The organism is Pseudomonas gorinensis (genome assembly GCF_042015035.1).
Taxonomy (GTDB): Bacteria; Pseudomonadota; Gammaproteobacteria; order Pseudomonadales; family Pseudomonadaceae; genus Aquipseudomonas; species Aquipseudomonas gorinensis.
The window spans coordinates 5,579,923-5,598,944 of record NZ_CP167125.1 but is presented as its reverse complement, the minus strand read 5'-3'; the positions used below and the strand labels follow the sequence as shown (position 1 = coordinate 5,598,944).

The 19,022-nt window shown below is 58.8% G+C and carries 18 protein-coding genes, 1 tRNA gene and 1 pseudogene; 7 read left to right on the top strand and 13 right to left on the bottom strand.

The features are described 5' to 3' along the window. The first annotated feature begins 8 nt into the window (after positions 1-8). Both AB7933_RS25280 and AB7933_RS25275 read left to right on the top strand, forming a co-directional pair. Positions 9-2,156, top strand: a complete 2,148-nt coding sequence (locus tag AB7933_RS25280; protein WP_024076919.1) for a 3-hydroxyacyl-CoA dehydrogenase NAD-binding domain-containing protein — start codon at positions 9-11, stop codon at positions 2,154-2,156. Positions 2,157-2,344: 188 nt separating this feature from the next. Then, a complete protein-coding gene (locus tag AB7933_RS25275; protein WP_024076918.1) occupies positions 2,345-3,088 on the top strand; it encodes an amidotransferase in 744 nt (247 codons plus the stop codon). Here the strand turns inward: AB7933_RS25275 and AB7933_RS25270 are convergent. The 3 genes from AB7933_RS25270 to AB7933_RS25260 all read right to left on the bottom strand — a co-directional run bounded on the left by AB7933_RS25270 (position 3,066) and on the right by AB7933_RS25260 (position 5,732). Next, complete coding sequence (locus AB7933_RS25270) at positions 3,066-4,037, bottom strand: magnesium and cobalt transport protein CorA (RefSeq protein WP_041161284.1); 972 nt, start codon at positions 4,035-4,037, stop codon at positions 3,066-3,068. The two genes, AB7933_RS25275 and AB7933_RS25270, sit on opposite strands and share 23 nt — an antisense overlap. Positions 4,038-4,079: 42 nt before the next feature. Then, a complete protein-coding gene (locus tag AB7933_RS25265) occupies positions 4,080-4,826 on the bottom strand; it encodes a lysophospholipid acyltransferase family protein (RefSeq protein WP_024076916.1) in 747 nt (248 codons plus the stop codon). A gap of 213 nt (positions 4,827-5,039) precedes the next feature. Continuing rightward, positions 5,040-5,732, bottom strand: a complete 693-nt coding sequence (locus AB7933_RS25260; protein ID WP_024076915.1) for a crotonase/enoyl-CoA hydratase family protein — start codon at positions 5,730-5,732, stop codon at positions 5,040-5,042. A gap of 319 nt (positions 5,733-6,051) precedes the next feature. Between AB7933_RS25260 and AB7933_RS25255 the strand changes: the two genes are divergently transcribed. Both AB7933_RS25255 and AB7933_RS25250 read left to right on the top strand, forming a co-directional pair. Beyond that, positions 6,052-6,141: transfer RNA gene (locus tag AB7933_RS25255), tRNA-Ser, on the top strand. Between the two features lie 286 nt (positions 6,142-6,427). Continuing rightward, the gene (locus tag AB7933_RS25250) at positions 6,428-7,753 is read left to right on the top strand and encodes a Wzz/FepE/Etk N-terminal domain-containing protein (protein WP_024076914.1); all 1,326 of its coding nucleotides are present in this window, start codon (positions 6,428-6,430) and stop codon (positions 7,751-7,753) included. 126 nt (positions 7,754-7,879) lie between these two features. On the opposite strand, the pseudogene AB7933_RS25245 reads toward AB7933_RS25250, so the two are convergent. The 7 genes and pseudogenes from AB7933_RS25245 to AB7933_RS25215 all read right to left on the bottom strand — a co-directional run bounded on the left by AB7933_RS25245 (position 7,880) and on the right by AB7933_RS25215 (position 13,894). After that, positions 7,880-8,876: pseudogene (locus tag AB7933_RS25245) on the bottom strand (tyrosine-type recombinase/integrase). A 507-nt stretch (positions 8,877-9,383) separates the two neighbouring features. Then, on the bottom strand, positions 9,384-10,424 hold the full coding sequence (locus AB7933_RS25240) for a DMT family transporter (RefSeq protein ID WP_024076913.1): 1,041 nt from the start codon (positions 10,422-10,424) through the stop codon (positions 9,384-9,386). A gap of 77 nt (positions 10,425-10,501) precedes the next feature. Then, positions 10,502-10,837, bottom strand: coding sequence for a hypothetical protein (locus AB7933_RS25235; RefSeq protein ID WP_024076912.1), 336 nt, complete (start codon positions 10,835-10,837; stop codon positions 10,502-10,504). 91 nt (positions 10,838-10,928) lie between these two features. Beyond that, a complete protein-coding gene (locus tag AB7933_RS25230) occupies positions 10,929-11,282 on the bottom strand; it encodes a gamma-glutamylcyclotransferase family protein (protein WP_024076911.1) in 354 nt (117 codons plus the stop codon). Positions 11,283-11,299: 17 nt separating this feature from the next. Further along, positions 11,300-11,959, bottom strand: a complete 660-nt coding sequence (locus AB7933_RS25225; protein WP_024076910.1) for a M24 family metallopeptidase — start codon at positions 11,957-11,959, stop codon at positions 11,300-11,302. Between the two features lie 417 nt (positions 11,960-12,376). Beyond that, positions 12,377-12,955: a DUF4337 domain-containing protein gene (locus AB7933_RS25220; RefSeq protein ID WP_024076909.1), complete on the bottom strand. Its 579-nt coding sequence runs from the start codon at positions 12,953-12,955 to the stop codon at positions 12,377-12,379. A 54-nt stretch (positions 12,956-13,009) separates the two neighbouring features. After that, positions 13,010-13,894 carry a LysR family transcriptional regulator gene (locus tag AB7933_RS25215; RefSeq protein WP_024076908.1) on the bottom strand — a complete coding sequence of 295 codons (885 nt, stop codon included), beginning with the start codon at positions 13,892-13,894 and terminating at the stop codon, positions 13,010-13,012. A 93-nt stretch (positions 13,895-13,987) separates the two neighbouring features. Between AB7933_RS25215 and AB7933_RS25210 the strand changes: the two genes are divergently transcribed. Further along, on the top strand, positions 13,988-14,983 hold the full coding sequence (locus AB7933_RS25210) for an NAD-dependent epimerase/dehydratase family protein (protein WP_024076907.1): 996 nt from the start codon (positions 13,988-13,990) through the stop codon (positions 14,981-14,983). Here AB7933_RS25210 and AB7933_RS25205 read toward each other — a convergent pair. Further along, the gene (locus AB7933_RS25205; protein WP_024076906.1) at positions 14,943-15,299 is read right to left on the bottom strand and encodes a DUF2784 domain-containing protein; all 357 of its coding nucleotides are present in this window, start codon (positions 15,297-15,299) and stop codon (positions 14,943-14,945) included. The two genes, AB7933_RS25210 and AB7933_RS25205, sit on opposite strands and share 41 nt — an antisense overlap. Before the next feature lie 108 nt (positions 15,300-15,407). Between AB7933_RS25205 and AB7933_RS25200 the strand changes: the two genes are divergently transcribed. Then, positions 15,408-16,094, top strand: a complete 687-nt coding sequence (locus tag AB7933_RS25200; RefSeq protein ID WP_024076905.1) for an HAD-IA family hydrolase — start codon at positions 15,408-15,410, stop codon at positions 16,092-16,094. A gap of 365 nt (positions 16,095-16,459) precedes the next feature. On the opposite strand, the gene AB7933_RS25195 is transcribed toward AB7933_RS25200, so the two are convergent. Next, entirely contained in the window at positions 16,460-17,206 is a 747-nt protein-coding gene (locus AB7933_RS25195) for a 3-oxoacyl-ACP reductase family protein (RefSeq protein WP_024076904.1), read from the bottom strand. 125 nt (positions 17,207-17,331) lie between these two features. On the opposite strand from AB7933_RS25195, the gene AB7933_RS25190 reads away from it, so the two are divergent. Then, positions 17,332-18,255: a LysR family transcriptional regulator gene (locus tag AB7933_RS25190; protein ID WP_024076903.1), complete on the top strand. Its 924-nt coding sequence runs from the start codon at positions 17,332-17,334 to the stop codon at positions 18,253-18,255. A gap of 31 nt (positions 18,256-18,286) precedes the next feature. Here the strand turns inward: AB7933_RS25190 and AB7933_RS25185 are convergent, their stop codons facing one another. After that, positions 18,287-19,015, bottom strand: a complete 729-nt coding sequence (locus AB7933_RS25185) for an aspartate/glutamate racemase family protein (RefSeq protein WP_024076902.1) — start codon at positions 19,013-19,015, stop codon at positions 18,287-18,289. Positions 19,016-19,022: the final 7 nt, after the last annotated feature.

The following is a 19,022-nucleotide window of genomic DNA, read 5'->3' as shown; positions in this document are numbered from 1 at the left end:
GAATTGTCATGACCCAAGCTATCCGATACGAAAAAGGCCAGGACCAGATCGCGGTGCTCACCCTCGATATGCCCGGCCAGAGCGCCAACACCATGAACGCCGTGTACCGTGAGGCCATGGCAGCCACCGTTGCGCGCCTGGAAGCGGAAAAGCACACGCTTGCCGGCGTGATCGTCACGTCGGCGAAGAAGACATTCTTCGCCGGTGGCGACCTCAATGAACTGATCAAGGTCGACAAGGCCCACGCCAAGGATTTCTACGACAGCGTGCTGGTGTTGAAGGCGCAACTGCGCCGTCTGGAAACCCTCGGCAAACCCGTGGTGGCCGCGATCAACGGCGCGGCCCTTGGCGGTGGCTGGGAGATCTGCCTGGCCTGCCATCATCGGGTCGCGCTGGATAACCCGTCGGTGCAACTGGGGCTGCCGGAAGTCACCCTGGGCCTGTTGCCGGGCGGCGGCGGGGTGGTGCGCATGGTGCGCATGCTGGGGTTGGAAAAGGCCCTGCCGTATTTGCTCGAAGGCAAGAAAGTGCGGCCGCAACAGGCGCTGCAAGCCGGCTTGATCGATGAACTGGCGGCGGATCTCGATGAGCTGCTGGCCAAGTCCCGCGCCTGGATTCTCGCCAACCCTGAGGCGAAACAGCCTTGGGACACCAAGACTTTCCAGATCCCTGGTGGTACGCCGTCGAACCCGAAAGTCGCGCAAATGCTCGCCATCGCACCGTCGATCCTGCGCAGCAAAACCAACGGCTGCTTCCCGGCTCCGGAGAACATTCTCAGTGCCGCCGTGGAGGGTGCCCAGGTGGATTTCGACACCGCGCACCTGATCGAAACCCGCTACTTCACCGAGCTGGTCACCGGGCAAGTGGCGAAGAACATGATCGGCACCTTCTGGTTCCAGCTCAATGAAATCAACGCCGGCCGTTCGCGGCCCCAAGGGTTTGCCACCTATGTGACACGCAAGGTCGGCGTGCTTGGCGCCGGCATGATGGGGGCGGGGATCGCCTACGTCAGCGCCAGCGCAGGCATTGACGTGGTGCTCAAGGACATCAGCCTGGCCGCCGCCGAAAAGGGCAAGGCGCACACGGCTGCGTTGTTGGACAAGAAGGTCAGCCGTGGGCAATTGACCGCCGGGCAGCGGGAAAGCATCTTGGCGCGCATTCATCCAACCCAGGATGACGCCGACCTGGGCGGTTGCGACCTGATCATTGAAGCGGTGTTCGAAGACCGCGACCTCAAGGCCAAGGTCAGCGCCGCTGCGCACCGCGTGGTCGGCAGCGACGCGGTGATCGCTTCCAACACCTCGACCTTGCCCATCAGCGGCCTGGCCACGGCCGTGCCCGACCCAGGCAAGTTTATCGGCCTGCACTTCTTCAGCCCGGTGGACAAGATGCCGTTGGTGGAGATCATCAAGGGCGCCCATACCTCGGAAGAAACCCTGGCCCGTGGTTTCGACTTCGTCCTGCAAATCAAGAAAACCCCGATTGTGGTCAACGACAGCCGCGGCTTCTTCACCTCGCGGGTGTTCGGCACCTTTACCAACGAAGGCATCGCCATGCTCGGCGAAGGCGTGGCCGCGCCGATGATCGAGACCGAAGCGCGCAAGGCGGGCATGCCGGTGGGGCCACTGGCGGTGTCCGACGAGGTATCCCTCAGCCTGATGAGCCATATCCGACAGCAAACCGCCAAAGACCTGCAAGCCGAAGGTAAAACCGTGCCGACCCATCCGGCGACGGTGGTGATTGATCTGCTGGTCAACGAGTACAAACGCGGGGGCAAGGCGGCGGGGGGCGGTTTCTACGAGTACCCGGCGGGCGGGCAGAAGCATTTGTGGCCTGAGTTGAAGGCGCGCTTTGAGCGAGCCGACCAGCAGATTCCAGCGCAGGATGTGCGCGACCGTTTGCTGTTTATCCAGGCCATCGAGACCGTGCGATGCGTGGAGGAGGGCGTGTTGATGTCCACCGCGGACGCCAACGTGGGGTCAATCTTCGGGATTGGCTTTGCGGCGTGGAGCGGGGGCGCGTTGCAGTTTATCAATCAGTACGGCTTGAACGACTTCATCGCGCGGTCGCGCTACCTGGCCGAGCAATATGGTGAACGCTTTACGCCGCCGGCGTTGCTGCTGGAGAAAGCGGCGCGGGGTGAAGTATTTCGGTGATCAACCTGTGGGAGGGGGCTACACCCCGATAGCGGAGCATCAGTCACAGAATACAGTGGCTGGATCACCGCTGCCGGGAGCCAGCCCCTCTCCCACAAAGAGCATCCTGCGGGGCTTGCCTTGGAGGGGTATTTCAAGGCAGGCTCTTGGGGTGTTCAATATTCCCATCGCCGTGTCAGGTATTTTTTATGTCGCTACGCGTCTGCATCCTGGAAACCGATATCCTGCGTCCAGGCTTGATCGATCAGTACCAAGGTTACGGGCAGATGTTCAAGCGCCTGTTCTCCAAGCAGCCGATTCCCGCCGAATTTGTCGTGTACAACGTGGTGCAGGGTGAATACCCCTCGGACGACGAAGTGTTCGACGCCTACCTGGTGACCGGTAGCAAAGCCGACTCCTTCGGTACCGACCCTTGGATCCAGACCCTCAAGACCTACCTGCTCGAACGCTACCAGCGCGGCGACAAGTTGCTGGGCATCTGCTTCGGTCACCAATTGCTGGCGCTGCTGTTGGGCGGCAAGACCGAGCGCGCCGGCCAGGGCTGGGGCATGGGCATCCACGACTACAAGCTCGACGCCAAGGCCCCTTGGATGAGCCCGGAGGTGCCTGAACTAACGCTATTGATCAGCCATCAGGATCAGGTCACCACCTTGCCGGAAAATGCCACGGTCATTGCCTCCAGCGATTTTTGCCCGTTCGCCGCGTATCACATCGGCGACCAGGTGCTGTGCTTCCAGGGACACCCGGAATTTGTCCACGACTATTCCCGCGAACTGCTGGAGATACTTCAGACAACCTTGGGCGAAAAGGTCTACACCAACGGCGTGGCCAGCCTCGAACGCGACCACCACGGCGTCACCGTGGCGGAATGGATGATGCGCTTTGTGGCACACAAGCCCGAGGCCAAGGTCAAAGCCAGCCCGAGCGCTTGAAGCTGGCCCACAGTCCGGTACAGCCTAAAGCGATGAACCCCAACACCCCGAAATAGCCGTAGTGCCACTGCAGCTCGGGCATGTTCTGGAAGTTCATCCCATAGATCCCCGCGACCGCCGTGGGGAACGCCAGGATCGCTGCCCACGCGGCGAACTTGCGTTGCACCACACTCTGGCGCGACGCTTCCAGCAACACCCCGATCTCGATGGTCTGGCTGGCAATGTCGCGCAGGGTGGTGAGGTCTTCCATCTGCCGCGTCACGTGGATCTGCACGTCACGGAAATACGGGCGCATGTTCTTGTCGATAAACGGGAAGCTCAACTTCTGCAATTCCTGGCTGATCTCCACCATCGGCGCCACATAGCGCTTGAGCCGCAACACATCACGACGCAGGCCGTGAAGGTTCTGGATATCGCGCTCACTCAGCGAGCTGCACAGCACGTTGCGCTCCAGCTCATCGATCTCGGCGTGGATCGCCTCGCTCACTGGCTGGTAGTTTTCGGTGACGAAATCCAGCAGGGCATAGAGGACAAAATCCTCCCCATGCTCCAGCAATAACGGCCGCGCCTCACAGCGTTGGCGCACAAAACCGTAGGACGCTGAATGGCCGTTGCGCGCCGTGATGATGTAGCCGTTGCCGGCGAAGATATGGGTCTCGATAAACACCAGCTTGCCGTTCTCGCGCACCGGTGAGTAAGTGACGATAAACAGCGCGTCGCCAAACGTTTCCAGCTTCGGGCGGCTGTGTTTTTCCAGGGCGTCTTCGATGGCCAGCTCATGCAGGTTGAACTGGCGTTGCAGGTTGGCCAGCTCCTGGGCGTTGGGTTCTTCCAGGCCGATCCACACAAAGTGACCGGGTTTGGCGGCCCAGGCCGCGCCTTCGTCAAGGGTGATATCAGTAACTTTCTTTCCGGCGCTGTACACAGCGGCCGCAACAACTCTACCCATGATGCTGATCACTTCTTATTAGGAGGACAGGTGTTGGGCAGCTTAGCTTGAAGCGAGTTCTATTGTTGCGGCACTTTGCAGTTCCAGGTCCATTGCCTTGATGCACTCATCCATCTGCGCATGACACGCCTGCATCAACGCCGGGATGTCATCCGAAGTCAGGCCGATGGTAGGAATCGGCGGCAATGAGCGTATGAGTACATCACCGCTGTTCCAGCGGTTCAGTCGCATATGGGTGACGTAATTGCTCACGCACACCTGCACGATTGGCACACCCGCGGCCACCGCCATATGAAACGCGCCCTTCTTGAACGGCATCAGGCCACTGCCCAGGTTACGCGTGCCTTCCGGGAATACCCAGATCGACGTGTCCTTGTGCTGCAAGGTATGGGTGGTGGTCAGCATCGCCCGGCGTGCCTTGTATGCATTGCCCCGGTCGATCAGCACATTGCCCGCCAGCCAGAACAACTGGCCGAACAACGGCACCCATTTCAGGCTTTTCTTGGCGATGCACACCGTGCGGTGCGGCACCACGGTGCCGAGCACAAACAAGTCATAGTTGGACTGGTGGTTGGCGATGATCACGCACGTACCGGGCTTGTTGCGCAACGAGTCCACGTCGGCCTTCACGTTCAGGCGCAAGATCCACATGGCCGGCAGTGCATACAGGCGGGCACACAGGCGGCTGTTGTCCGGGTTGAACGGTCGGCAGATTCCCACCAGCACGCCCAGCCCACCGGCGGCGATAAAGTGCAGACCCATCAACAACATACGCAACAGAAAAAGCATCGATACGGCTCATCGAGACAAAAGTGGGCGCAGTGTACGGATGTGCACTGAATTCGGCAATTGCGCCTAAATAGGAAGGAGATAGGCGATGTTTAAGTACATGTTTCAACAAGTGCTGACAGAGCCTGTCTAGAGCGGTGAGGGATGATTCGGATATGCCTGTAAGAAAAAGCCCGACTCAAGGTCGGGCTTTGGTGCAGCAGGTGTAGGCGATTAGCTGAGGATATGACCCTGATCCTGGATGATGGCATCGTCCAAGGCTTCCAGCAGCCCACTGCGCACTTTCAACTTGGTGTGCTTGTGCGCGTTCATATTGAGCTTCTTCAACTGCCGTGCGGCTTCCAGCGCCGCTGCGTGCAACTCCTCCGGCGCCACCACCTTATCGAGGAAGCCGGCCTGCAACGCGCCCTGCGGGTCAAACATCTCGGCATTGATCACCGAGCGATGAAACGCCGACTTACGCAGACGATCCCGCGCCAGTTCGATACCCGCATGGTGCATGGTCATGCCGATCGCCACCTCATTCAGGCCGATACTGAACGGGCCCTCGACACCAATCCGATAATCCACCGACAACAGCAGGAACGCGCCCTTGGCCACCGCATGGCCTGGGCAAGCGACGATCACCGGGAACGGGTGCGACAACAGGCGACGTGCCAGCGTCGAGCCCGACGTCACCAGGCTGATAGCCTCTTTAGGGCCGGCCGTCATCACCTTCAAATCGTAGCCACCCGACAAAATCCCCGGTGTACCGGTGATGATCACCACCGCCCGGTCTTTCTCTGCCTGATCCAGCGCTTCGTTAAATGCGCTGACCACCGCTGGAGAAATGGCGTTCACCTTGCCGTTGCTCAAGGTCAGTGTGGCGATACCGTCTTCGAGGTGGTAGGAGATCAACTCACTCATGACGCGGTTCCTTGTAGGATTTGTTATAGACGTATGCAGCAGACGTTACCCACCACGCCCGCCCTGGTAAAGCACCATGACTGACTACCCAGTCAGACTTTTCCCGTATACCCGACGGCAGACGGCCTAGGGCAGGGCACAGCAGCCAGGGTAGACCCTCGCGATCAGTGCCTGAGATTGGCACAATCACCCTCCTGCGCCGCCCCCACGCCGACATACCCCCTAACCGCATGAAAATTCTGAAAAAAACCTTTGCCATCAGAAAGGCTTTCGACTACATTAGCGCGCCTCGACAGACTGAACTGGTTTGACGAGATACGGTGAAGTGTCCGAGTGGCTTAAGGAGCACGCCTGGAAAGTGTGTATACAAGAAATTGTATCGAGAGTTCGAATCTCTCCTTCACCGCCACATTCTACAAACACAAACCCCTGATTTTCCAAGAGAAAGTTGGGGGTTTGTGCTTTTTGACCTTTCAAAAAAGGCCTTATGGGACAGATTTGGGACAGATGGCTGTTTTTTTGTCCTAAGCTGGCGGCGGGCCTTGGGACTCAGTTGCAAGGGTAGCCCCCTAAGATTAGGATGCTAACGCTAACCTGAGGCTGATCATCATTCCTAGGTTGCTAGTATTGATCTCGTCTCACACAAGAAGCGCAAGCCCTCTCTCAGTAGTATCGATATTCAGGATGAATCGAGTTTGAGTAATCTCTCAGATACCCGCCAAATAATGGCATCAGATGAAGTAGACTTAGTCGCGCTTTTTCATAACATATGGAAACAACGATTTTTGGTCTTAGGATTCACAGTGTTTGCTGGAATCACAGGGTTGGTCTTTGCTTTATCAATGCCCAAAGAGTACACGGTTAGCTCCTTGTTACGACCCACGGCTATCAATGATTTAGATGCACTCAATCGATCTCAAGTATATACACTGCCTCCCACTGAAGCTCTGAATAAGGTTGCTGCTCGGTTGGACTCTTACGAAGCTCGGTTTGGTTTCTTTAAGTCTCATCCAGAGCTATTTGAAGCTTTTAATAAGCCAGGTCAGACTCTCGAACAAGGCTTTGAGTTTTTTAATCTTAACTCTATAAGTATGGTTTTTCCCGATCCTAAAAAAACAGAGATTAGCAGTTACATTGGTCTGGATATGCGTTATCTAGATGGCGTAGATGGAGTTGCTATACTTAACGGTTTTGTTGATTATGCTCTAGCAATGGAGCGTCAGGAGATTGGTGCTGACTTAAAGGTTATCGTAAAAAATCGGCTCGCAGAGGTACAAGGTAAACTAAGTGCGGCTCGCTCAAATTATGAGACTGATAAAGAATCTAAAATTGCCCAGTTACTTGAAAATGACAATGTTAGGCGGGCCAAACTAAAAGATGAGATAGCAGGACTTCGTCTGCAATTGGATGTAATACGGACCAATCGTATAGCTGAGTTGTCCGAAGCTATTTCAATTGCTAAAACGATGGGTATAAAGTATCCGTCGACCCCATCCTCCATATCCAACGCATCGACAGGGGGGGGGCGTCAAATTATAAGTACTGAAATAAATAATCAGACCATGCCACTTTATTTTTTGGGTACCGATGCGCTTGAAGCAGAGCGGGCTATGTTAAGGCAACGTTCTGATAACGACTTCGTAAGCGAGCGTATTGCGGAAATTGGAAAAGAGTTAAAGATGCTGGAGGTTAATCGTGAGGCTGAAGTTCTCAATCAGCGTAAAAATGAAGACATTTTTTTACAAAATATTGAGCCTTTGAGAGCTGAGAGAGCTCGACTGCGTAATATAAATACTGATATGAGTGCTCTGAAGTTGGTATCTATTGATCGTCGAGCTCAAGAGCCGATTGGGCCTATGGGAGTTTCCAAATTAACAATTTTTGCGTTTGCTTTATTGGTCGGGCTGTTTTTAGGTTCGGTTGTAGCTTTAATTCGTCAGTTTATTCTGGATCGCAGAATTGCCTTGGCTGACTTGCCGATGCCTCTATCAAATTTGCCAAGAAATATTCAAGGCTCGTAAATGCTTTAATTTTAATGTGCGCATATTTCTGATCAATTAAGTAAGGCCCCTCTGCATTTAAGATATTTGAGGGGCTAGTTAATTCTTCGTGAAAAACAGAGTTGCTCGCGCAGAGGCTTTATTGGATCACTGGAGAGCTGCGGTCGGCGAGAGTTTTAAAGCCAATTGCAGCATCCCCACCACATCCGGCTCATCTTCATTGATCCACGTCCCATAATGTTGGCGAATCATGTTTCCGTTGGTATGTCCCATCTGTTCGGCTATCCAGTCGATCGACGCCACGCCGTTGGTCAGCAACTGACTGGCGTATGTGTGCCGACCTGGCCAGGTCCGCGGTAAAGCACCCCTGCCGCGAGCAAGTGAGCTTTGAAGAACCGGTCACGCACGACAAAATCGTTGGCGTGCGGCAGTCCGCTTTTGGTATTCAAGAACACGAAATGCAATGTGTGTCGGCGTACGGTCTTGTTGTCCCTCTCAACAACCTCCACGGTTTCCGCTTTTCGTTTTCGAGTCAGTGCATCGAGCTTCCGTAAGGCATCCCAAGCGGGCGCCAACAAACGAACTTTGCGCATCGAACGCCGGGTTTTGGTGACTCGATAGGCGCTGCTTACCTTCGATCGGCGAAAGGTCACCGTACCTTGTTCCAGGTCGACATCCTCCCAAGCCAAGGCAATAGTTTCAGACACATGGGGGCCGGCCCAGAGCATGAATTGCACCATCAGCAGTTCATCGGTGCGCGTGATCGGTGTTTCCAGGATCTGTTTGATTTCCGCCCGGGTAAACCGGTCCGGCGCCTGGGGATCAGGCAGTCGCACCATCAAGCCTTCGGTGGGGGCGTGGGCGACTTTCATGCGGGTACGGTAGAGCCGCAACAGCTGGCGCACGTTGCTGATAATGTCGTAGATGGTCTTGTTTTTGAGGGTTTTGGAAAGGGTGCCCTGAATCCATTCCTGCAGGTCTATGTAATCAATCGCGTTGATTTGCCCTTGCCTCATCGCGGCCGCACATGCACTTCGGCCTTGTTGGCATAGCCTCGGTAGCTCGATGCCGCCACGCTGTTGGCCTTGATTCGCAACCAAAGGTCCAGATAATGACCGAAGGTGTTTTCGACCAGAGGTAATATTTTGTTCGAGCCCCGATTTTACTGGGTTTGGCGGCTCACTGGCATTACTAGCTCTGAAAGTAACTTTCTAACCACTTACTTACCTTATCATTACCTCTATAAAACTACATCAACTATCTGATTTTATTAAGCTTTATTCGATTTTTTACGGCTCATTACCAAAATTACCTTTTTCCCCTGCCTCAACATAAATCACTCAAAACGCCTGTTCCGACCATTTTCTGCAACCTGGTGCATTTAACCCATGGGACTGATATGAGACTGATCCTGCGCGCCCCACCGGCTGCAGCCCTTGTAAACCGGGGCCTTGGTTTCGAAAACTGCAAGCGGGTACTTTCGAATCTCTCCTTCATCGCCATATTCTGTAAACGCAAACCCATGATTTTCCTATAGAAAGTCGGGGTTTTGTGGTTTTTTGCGTCTGAAAAAAGTCATCTGGGACAGCGCTGGGACAGGTACGTGACTCATATTTAAAAGACCGCCGATCACACGCCCCCCAACCCCTCTTCAATGCCTATGCCGATGATGCACATCCGGAAAATGTGCATGGCTATGCTTCATCGCACCATGCATATGCACATGACTATGTGGCACCTTCGCATCCCACTCAAACCCATGCTCATGCTGGTGATGTTCATCGTGCACATGCCAATGCCCGTGCTCAGTCGCTTCATGTTGATGCTCATGGGCGTGCCGCTCCGTCAGGTGCAGCCACACCCCTACGGCCATCAGCGCGGACGCTATCCAGAAGGCCGCTGACACCGACTCCCCCAACGCCAGCAGCGCAATCGCGGCGCCCAGGAATGGCGCGGTCGAGAAATAGGCCCCCGTGCGCGCGCTGCCCAGCCCGCGCAGTGCCAGTACAAACAGGACCAGGCTGATGCCGTAGCCCAGGAAGCCGACCAACAGGATCGGCCCCAGTTGCGCGGCACTGGGTAGCTGCGCGCCGAGATAAAGCGCCAGGCTGCAATTGACCAGGCCCGCCATCAACCCCTTGGCGCCGGCGATAAACAGTGCGTCCGACGCCGACACCTTGCGCGTCAGGTTGTTATCGATCCCCCAGCACAGGCAGGCCACGGCTACTGCCAGCGGGCCGGTCCAGTCGTGGCTTGGGCCGCCGCCTTCGGGCCATGACAGCACGACGCCGCCCAGCACGATGGCGAGCATGCCGAGGACGATGCGTCGATCCGCGTTTTCCCGGAATACCAGCCAGGCGATGACGGCGGTCAGTACCGATTCTAGGTTGAGCATCAGGGAGGCCGTCGAGCCGGTGGTGCGGGTAAGGCCGAACATCAGGGCCACGGGGCCGAGGATGCCGCCGAATGCGATGGCACCGAGCAGCCAGGGCCATTCAGGTGCGGTCAGGCCGGTGGGTTTCCAGCCGCGATCACGGATGAGGCGTACGGCACTCAGGCCAATACCGCTGCCGAGGTAGAGCAGGCCGGCGAGCAAGATGGGCGAGAGGCCCAGGCCGAGGCTTTTGGCGAGCGGGGTGCTGGCGCCGAACAGCGCGGCGGCGGCGAGTGCGTAGACGATACTGAGGTTCATGGGCCATCCTCGGAAGGTTGGCCCATGATACGTCGCTCACTCGGGTTAAATCCCGGGCGAATACAGCAACGTGAGGTTTATTGCGCTTTTTTCAGCTTGATCACATCACCGGAAATGTTGGTGGTGTAACCGCTCAGCACCCAAGCCCAGAACCATTTTTCCTGTACTTGTGTGTTGATCAGCGCGTCGCCGCCTTTTGCCTTGATGGCAGCATCCTGTGCACGCACGAAACGGCTGTTCTGGCCGATCGGGATGACGCCGAACAGCATGATGCCGGTGGCGCTGGCTTCGCTGTGGCCCAGCACGGTGTATTGATTGCTGTCGTACTGCGGGGATTTGATGGCGGTGCCGGTGCAACCTGCGAGGGCGAAACCGAGAACAGCTGCTGCAACCACTTTACTGACGTACTTCACTGAGTAACTCCATGGGCTGAATCCCGAGATTCAATTCTCGGGGGCGACACTTTAATCGCTCCTGTAACAGATTGAAATAAAAGCGCCTGCGTCAGGCTTGCACATACACCCACGCGGTGAGGCCCGAGGCCAGCGCCACCGATACCCGCTTGTAGTCCGACACTTCGTAAGCATCCGCCGCCGCCAGCTCCTGCTCGGTGATCTGGAACACCATCCCGTCGACGCTGGCGCCTTGCTCGAGGGTCGGCGCCACGATCGGATGATGGGTCTTGCCACTGGTGGCCAGGACGTGCGGGTCGGTGATTTCTACCCAGCGTTGCGAGTAGCCCAGCATGGCGTCGTGATGGCCGCTCAGTTCGCGGCCGAAGTTAGCCAGTTGTACGGCTTTGTCCTGCAAGGTGCCGTAGGAAAACAACAGCACGGGAAATTCGGTTGAGCGTTCCATTTCTGTTCCTTGAAGGGTCAGGCGAGCAGGTCTTCGTAGAAGGCGCCGTAGGGTTGGGTCGGGTGGGCGATCTGGATCTCGAGAATCCACAACCCGGCATTCGGACAGTGCTCGAAATCACCCAGGTCGCCGCCACGATGAATGGCGTGGGGAAAGTCGCTGACACGGTGGCCCTTGATGTCCAGGTTCAACCGCCAGCCCATGGCGCGCGCTTGTTCTTCGGCGTAGCGGTAGAGTTCGAGGCCGACCACCTGGTCGTTTTTCCAGCGCGATTGTACGCGGTCGAACAGCTCCTTGGCGGCGCTGGCGCAGGCGATCATGTCCGGGTCGGTGCCGGTGGCGAATGTCGCGCCGGCGTCACCTTCGTGGCCTTGCCACACGGCGCCCATGTCGATGAAGAAGATATCGTTGTCGCCCAGCACCGGGTCGCCTTCGGAGCGTTGCTTGAAGGTCTTGAGGGTGTTGGCGCCGAAGCGCACCAGCAGCGGGTGCCAGATGCGTTGCATGTTCAGGTCGGCGAGCACTTGCTTGCCCAGTTCGCGCGCTTGGGACTCGAGCATGCCAGGGCGGATGCGCTGTGAGAGGTGTTCGATGGCTTGCCAGGTCATGGCCTGGGCGTAGCGCATGGATTCGATGCTGTAGGCGGCGCCCACGGCTTCTTTGGGGTGTGCGGACACCGGTGTTCCCTCGAGTTGAATAGCATCAGGCGTTATGCGTTTAACTATATAGCGACTCGCAGGCAGAGCCAAAGCGCAAAGGGGCTGTGCGACGACGTTTTCTGTCGAAAACACCTGCTGGGGTTGATGAGCCACGCGTCAACGAGGCCGTAATCTTCTCAAGCATAAAACGACCGAATTTGTGTGGCGGGCCTGTTGTAGTGAGCGGGCTTACTGTGGCGAGCGGGCCTGTTGTTGCGAGCGGGCTTGCCCGCGTTGGGCTGCGAAGCGGCCCCAAAACCTGGCGATTTAATATGCCTGGATAAACGCGGTGGCCTTATTGGGGCTGCTTCGCAGCCCAACGCGGGGCAAGCCCGCTCGCCACAACAGGCCCGCTCGCCACAGGGGGCGACAGCACTCGCAAGGTTTTTATGCCCCTCAGACATGCAACCAGGCCAGGCTCCCCAGCAGCATCGCCACACCCGCTGCCGTATATGACAGCCGCTTCAACCACTCTTTCCTCGTCAACAACGTGATCGCCGCCAACGAGATCGCGATCTGGATCGCGGTCATCGCTTGGGCCCAGCGGTGATGCTGGTGCAGTGCCTGTTCGGATTTTTCATCCCAGGCTTTCGAGGTCGCTTCGAGTTTCTCGGCCTGCTTGCGCACTTCTTCCTTCTGGTTCCTGTAGCGCTCGATCTCATCCTTGTAGTGCGCGGCGTCCACACCAGGAATATGGGTGGCCAGTTCCGCCAGGTTTTGCCGGCTGGATTTGGCCTGGTAGTAGTTCCATTGGTTGGCGGCTTCGGTCTTGATGATGGCGGCGTTGTTCTTGTCCATCGCCGCTTCGCTTTCGGTGGAGCCGGCCTGGTAGCTGAGCATGGCACCCAAGGTGGCCATCAGGGCGGTCATCACGGCGATGCGGCTGGCGAAACTGTCGCCGCGTCCGTGGGCATGTTCAGTGGTGTGTTCGATGTGTTTTTCGTGGGGGCTGGGGACTTCGAAGGCTTCGGACATGGGGGCGTCTATGAAGGGAGTGAGGGAGTCTGATTCTTTACCAGTGAAGCTGTCTCAATCCTGTACGTAACGCTGCAAACCCTGCACGAGGGCATCGAATGTGACCCGGCAGCGCGGGCTGTTGCGCAGGTCTTCATGCATGGTCACCCAGGTGTCGAGTTTCAGCGCGAAGGCCTGCGGCAATACGCGCCGCAAGCGCGGGTCTCGTTTGGCCAGTTGCACCTGGCATCCACCGATACCGGCGCCGGCGCGGATCAGGGCCAGTTGGGCCAGGTCGCTGTCGCTGCTGAAGGCAAAGTCGCTGCGTTCGAAGCCGGTGATGGCCACGCTGCGGATAAACGCGTTGGCCTGGTCGTAGCCGATCACCGAATGGTCGGTGAGGTCTTTCAATACCTGTGGTATGCCGTGTTGTTGCAGGTAATCGTCGCGGGCGTGCAGGCCGACTTCGATCAGGCCGATGCGCTGTGCCAGCAGTTGTTCCTGGCTTGGGCGCACCATGCGCACGGCGATGTCGGCTTCCAGTTGCAGCAGGTCGCTGAGGCGGTTGGTCAGTACCAGTTCGACCTTGAGATGCGGGTGCTGCCGGCGCAAGTGCGTGATGATCGACGGCAGCACTTCCACGCCGACCACTTCGCTGGCCGACACGCGCACCACGCCGCGCACTTCGTCGCCCTGGGATGACGCGGCGCGCTCAAGGGCGGCGGCGGTGCGCTCCATGGTTTCGGCATGGGCGCGCAAGGTGTGGGCTACCGCGGTGGGCAGTAAGCCCGTGGGGGAGCGGGTGAACAGCACCACGCCCAGGGCACTTTCCAGCGCAGCGATGTGCCGACCGACCGTGGGCTGTGTAATGCCAAGCAGCCGCGCGGCCCCTGACAGCGACCCCTCCTTGAGTACCCCGAGGAACGACCGGTAAAGCTCCCATCCAATGCTTGATGCCATGCATAAATGTATAGCGACTGGATGGTCTTCGGCAATTTATCTATAGCAGGGCCGCGCACACAATGGCCTCACCAACCACTGTGGGAGAGGATGATGAGCAAGGTTCTGGTATTGGGTGCCACCGGTGGCATTGGCGGCGAAGTGGCGCGGCAGTTGAGCGCGGCGGGCTGGGAGGTGTGTGCGTTGACCCGGGATGTCGACAAGGCCCGTCGCCAGAATCCCGCCCTTACCTGGCTCAAGGGCGATGCCCTTGATCGCGCGGCGGTGATCGCGGCCGCCCGTGGTTGCGCGGTGATCGTCCACGGGGTCAACCCGCCGGGCTACCGCCATTGGGCCGAGCAGGTGCTGCCGATGATCGACAACAGCATCGCCGCCGCCATCGCCGAAGGTGCCACCATCGTACTGCCCGGTACGGTCTACAACTTCGGGCCGGATGCGTTTCCCGTGTTGCACGAAGACTCGCCCCAGCACCCGCAGACTCGCAAGGGCACGATCCGGGTCCAGCTTGAGCAACGTTTACGGGAGGCGTCCCAGCAGGGCGCCCGGGTGTTGATCGTGCGCGCCGGTGACTTTTTCGGTACCCGGCTGGCCAATAACTGGTTTGCCCAAGGGTTGGTCAAACCCGGCAAACCCGTACGCCGCGTCAGCTATCCCGGTGCCCCTGGGGTGGCTCATCAATGGGCCTACCTGCCGGATGTGGCGCGTACCGTGTTGGAGTTGATCGAGCGCCGCGCGACCCTCGACGCCTTCGCCTGTTTTCATATGGCCGGGCATGTGGATACGGATGGCACGCAGATGACCCAGGCGATCCAGCGCGTGGTGTTGCGCCGGACAGGCCAGCAACCCCAGGTCGGCGCGTTCCCCTGGTGGCTGTTGACGTTGGCGATGCCCTTTGTCGTGACCGTGCGCGAGATGCAGGAGATGCGCTACCTGTGGCACACCCCGTTGCGCCTGGATAACCAGCGCTTGCTGGCGACCCTCGGCCACGAGCCCCACACCCCGCTGGAGCAGGCAGTAGAGGCCACATTGGAGGGCTTGGGTTGCTTGCCTACGCCCGCCTGGTCAGGCGCACATACACCGCAAGGTTGACCAGCACCACCACGGCGCCCAACACCAGTTGAATGTTCGGCGTCAGGCCGGCGGGGTAGATCAGCGTCAGGATGTAATGCTCGATAAAGCCACCGCCATAGCCGTCTTGCCCGGCCAGGTGGCGAAACAGGTTTTCCCAGCGGGTCAGCGGACACGGCAGGTGGAACACCTCCACCGCAATGCCCCAGGCGACCGCAGGTCCATGCAGCCACAGCACCCCGCGCCACTTGAGGGCGAGCAACCCGCCGAACAGCACGAACACAATGAAGGACAGATGGAACAGCACCAGGCTGTCGGCGGCCAGACGGTAGAGCATCACGGGCACTTCAAAAGGAGGGCCCCACAGTCTAAAGGGTTGCCTGCTGGCAAGGGGGGCCGTTATTGTGCTGAATCCTTTTAGTCCTTCCCCCAAGGATCTGTAGTGATGAATGCACCGCGTACCGCCGCTCCGATCAAGGCCGTCATTTTCGATATGGACGGTTTGCTGCTGGATACAGAAGGCATCTACACCGAAGTGACGCAGATCATCGCCGAACGCTACGGCCGTACCTATGACTGGGGGATCAAGCAGCACATCATCGGGCGAGGCGCCCAGGACCTGGCCGACTACGTGGTCAAGGCGCTGGACTTGCCGATCACATCGGCGCAATTCCTCGAAATCCGTGAACCGCTGATGAGCGAGCGGTTCCCCAGGGCCCTGGGCATGCCCGGTGCCGAGGCGTTGGTGCGGCACTTGAAGGCGCACAATATTCCGATTGCCGTGGGCACCAGTTCGTCGCGCAATTCGTTTGGCCATAAAACCACCCTGCACCGCGAGTGGTTCAGCCTGTTCGGCACCATCGTCACCGCTGACGACCCGGAAGTCGGTGCCGCCAAACCTGCGCCGGACATCTTCCTCACCGCCGCCCGCCGCCTGGGTATCGCGCCACAGGACTGCCTGGTGTTCGAAGACTCACCGTTCGGCGTCACCGCTGCAAAAGCCGCGCGCATGACCGCCATCGCCGTGCCTGATGAAGCCATGGCCGACAGCAAGTACCACCACGCCGACCAGATCATCCGCAAACTCGCGGACTTTGACCTGGCGGCCTATGGCTTGCCGCCAATGTCCTGATTCACCACGATCAAACGGTGGGAGGGCCCACTGCCTCTGTGGCGAGCGGGCTATTGTGGCGAGCGGGCTTGTTGTGGTGAACGGGCTTGTTGTGGCGAGCGGGCTTGCCCCGCGTTGGGCTGCGAAGCGGCCCCAATAAGGCTACCGCGTTTATCCAGGCATATTGAATCGCCAGGTTTTGGGGCTGCTTCGCAGCCCAACGCGGGGCAAGCCCGCTCGCCACAACAAGCCCGCTCACCACAAAAAAACGGTCGCTTAGTGAAAGATTTAATACTTAAAAATCAATAAGTTACTTTATTGAGAAGAGGGAACACGTCGAATCGTCGCTCCCTCTCCCTCATTTGGTTTTGCAGGGCTTCAGAAAATCAGGCGCTGAACCCACCGTCGATAGTCAGGCTGGCACCGGTGATATACCCGGCTTCAGGCCCGGCCAGATACGCCACAAAGCTGGCAATCTCTTCCACATGCCCATAACGCCCGACTGCCATCAACCCGATCAGGCTCTCGGCAAATTCGCTGTTCGCCGGGTTCATATCGGTGTCCACCGGCCCCGGTTGCACATTATTGATGGTGATCCCACGTGGCCCCAGGTCTCGCGCCAACCCTTTGGTCAAACCGACCAGCGCGGCCTTGCTCATCGCGTATGGCCCACCCCCGCCAAACGGCATGCGCTCGGCGTTGGTGCTGCCGATGTTGATCACCCGGCCACCTTCGCCCATATGCTTGGCGGCTTCCTGGGTCGCGATAAACACACTGCGCACGTTGATCGCCAACGTCTGGTCGAAGTCTTCCAGCTTGAAGTCTTCCAGCGGTGCAATGGCCAGTACGCCAGCGTTGTTCACCAGGATATCCAGGCGGCCAAACGCTTTGACGGTGGCATTCACGGCATTGCGAATCGCTGCCGCATCGGCACTGTCGGCGTGGATCGCCAGGGCCTTGCCGCCTGTGCTGAGCACATCGTTTTGCAGTTCCTCAGCCTTGGCGGCCGAGCTGACGTAGGTAAACGCGACGGCTGCGCCCTGCGCCGCCAGGCGCTTGACGATGGCAGCGCCGATGCCACGGGAACCGCCTTGAATCAAGGCAACTTTGCCGCTGAGGTTGTGGGTGGTCATGTCGATCTCCAAAGGGTCCAAGGCGGTATGCCTTGTTGATGGGACCGAGTATCGACCTCGCCTGTCCATGCCGGTAGACGGTGATTGCTATAGTCTGTGTAAACCAAAAGTTTAGAGTGGGCGATATGGAGAGCTTTGGAAGTATCGAATGCTTTGTGCGCAGCGCCGAAGGCGGCAGCTTTGCCGAAGCGGCCCGGCACTTGAGCCTGACCCCGGCAGCGGTAGGAAAAAGCGTCGCCAAACTGGAAGTGCGCCTCGGTGTGCGTCTGTTCCAGCGCAGCACCCGCCGCCTGGCCTTGACCGAAGCCGGCAAGCTGTTCCTCGAAGAGGTCAGCGGCAGCCTCACCACCATCCAGAACGCCGTGGCCAACCTGGCCAGCGCCGAAGGGCGGCCGGTGGGCACGCTCAAGGTCAGCATGGGCACCGTATTTGGCAACCGCTATGTGGTGCCGCTGCTGGGGGCGTTTATGCAGCGCTTTCCGGATATCCGCCCGGACTGGCATTTCGATAACCGCCAGGTCGACCTGATCGGCCAGGGCTTCGATGCCGCCATCGGCGGTGGTTTTGAACTGCCCCAGGGCGTGGTGGCGCGCAAGTTGGCCCCCGCCCATCGGGTGCTGGTGGCATCGCCGGATTACCTGGCGCAACGCCCAGCGGTTTTGCTGCCCGAAGACTTGTCGCGGTGCAGCGGCATTCTCATCCGCTCACCGCAAACCGGCCGCGTGCGCTCCTGGCAACTGACCAGCCTGGCCCGCGAACAGCGCCCGCTGCAGCTCAAGCCCGGCATGACCATGAGTGACTCCGAAGCCGCCTGCTGTGCCAGCGCCCAAGGCCTGGGTATCGCGCTGGTAAGCATGCCGATGGCGGTGCCGTTTCTGCACAGTGGCGAGGTGGTGCGGGTGTTGCCCGACTGGTACGTCGATGACGGCAACATCTCCATCTACTACGCCGAACACAAACTGCTGCCGGGCAAGACCCGGGCGTTTGTGGATTTCATCCTCGAGCAGTTTGTGGGGCAGGGCCTGGGCCTGCAGTTCAGCGCAATCTGAAACGGAGCAGCGCCCCTCCCACTTTTAATCTTCAGTGGCCGAACCGGGTCGGCCAGCCAATGACTTTCTTCGGCCGTGGCGTCGCGTAAGTCCTGATCTTCGATGTCGACAACCCCAACCGCACCAGGGATTCGGCAATGGTCACCGCTGCCGTTACCCCGTCCACCACCGGCACCCCGGTGCGTTGGCGAATCTGCTCATCCAGCCCGGCCATGCCGCCGCAGCCCAGGCAGATCACTTCGGCCTTGTCCTCGCGGATCGCCAGCTCTGCCTGGCGCACGATGGCTTCCATGGCGGCCAATGGGTCTTCTTCCAGCTCCAGCACCGCCATGCCACTGGCGCGCACCGAGGCGCAGCGTTGGTACAGCCCGGCCAGCTTCAGGCGGTCCTCGATCAGCGGCACCGTACGGTCCAGGGTGGTCACCACGGAGTAGGCATGGCCGAGGAACATCGCCGTGCTGGCCGCCGCTTCGGTGATGTCCACCACCGGCACGTCGAGCAACTCCTGCAAGCCTTCGCGGCCATGCTCGCCATAACCGGCCTGGATCACCGCATCGAAGGGCTGGTCATAGGCCATCACCCGGTCCATGACGGCGATGGCCGCCAGGTAGCTTTCAAAATTGCCCTCCACCGATTCAGCCCCGAAGTAGGGGGTGAGCCCGACAATCTCGGTGCCTGGCGACGCCACGGCCCGCGCTTGTTGGGCGATGGTTTCGGTAATGGATTCGGTGGTGTTGACGTTGACCACGAGGATGCGCATGGAAGGT

What these genes read in the sequence shown, in the direction of transcription:
- AB7933_RS25205 (WP_024076906.1), bottom strand. Translation starts at nt 15,299, where the DNA reads ATGCTCTACCGTCTGGCCGCCGACAGCCTGGTGCTGTTCCATCTGTCC.
- AB7933_RS25240 (WP_024076913.1), bottom strand. Translation starts at nt 10,424, where the DNA reads ATGAACCTCAGTATCGTCTACGCACTCGCCGCCGCCGCGCTGTTCGGC.
- AB7933_RS25270 (WP_041161284.1), bottom strand. Translation starts at nt 4,037, where the DNA reads ATGGGTAGAGTTGTTGCGGCCGCTGTGTACAGCGCCGGAAAGAAAGTT.
- AB7933_RS25215 (WP_024076908.1), bottom strand. Translation starts at nt 13,894, where the DNA reads ATGGCATCAAGCATTGGATGGGAGCTTTACCGGTCGTTCCTCGGGGTA.
- AB7933_RS25230 (WP_024076911.1), bottom strand. Translation starts at nt 11,282, where the DNA reads ATGGAACGCTCAACCGAATTTCCCGTGCTGTTGTTTTCCTACGGCACC.
- AB7933_RS25210 (WP_024076907.1), top strand. Translation starts at nt 13,988, where the DNA reads ATGAGCAAGGTTCTGGTATTGGGTGCCACCGGTGGCATTGGCGGCGAA.
- AB7933_RS25200 (WP_024076905.1), top strand. Translation starts at nt 15,408, where the DNA reads ATGAATGCACCGCGTACCGCCGCTCCGATCAAGGCCGTCATTTTCGAT.
- AB7933_RS25190 (WP_024076903.1), top strand. Translation starts at nt 17,332, where the DNA reads ATGGAGAGCTTTGGAAGTATCGAATGCTTTGTGCGCAGCGCCGAAGGC.
- AB7933_RS25265 (WP_024076916.1), bottom strand. Translation starts at nt 4,826, where the DNA reads ATGCTTTTTCTGTTGCGTATGTTGTTGATGGGTCTGCACTTTATCGCC.
- AB7933_RS25275 (WP_024076918.1), top strand. Translation starts at nt 2,345, where the DNA reads ATGTCGCTACGCGTCTGCATCCTGGAAACCGATATCCTGCGTCCAGGC.
- AB7933_RS25185 (WP_024076902.1), bottom strand. Translation starts at nt 19,015, where the DNA reads ATGCGCATCCTCGTGGTCAACGTCAACACCACCGAATCCATTACCGAA.
- AB7933_RS25220 (WP_024076909.1), bottom strand. Translation starts at nt 12,955, where the DNA reads ATGTCCGAAGCCTTCGAAGTCCCCAGCCCCCACGAAAAACACATCGAA.
- AB7933_RS25280 (WP_024076919.1), top strand. Translation starts at nt 9, where the DNA reads ATGACCCAAGCTATCCGATACGAAAAAGGCCAGGACCAGATCGCGGTG.
- AB7933_RS25260 (WP_024076915.1), bottom strand. Translation starts at nt 5,732, where the DNA reads ATGAGTGAGTTGATCTCCTACCACCTCGAAGACGGTATCGCCACACTG.
- AB7933_RS25195 (WP_024076904.1), bottom strand. Translation starts at nt 17,206, where the DNA reads ATGACCACCCACAACCTCAGCGGCAAAGTTGCCTTGATTCAAGGCGGT.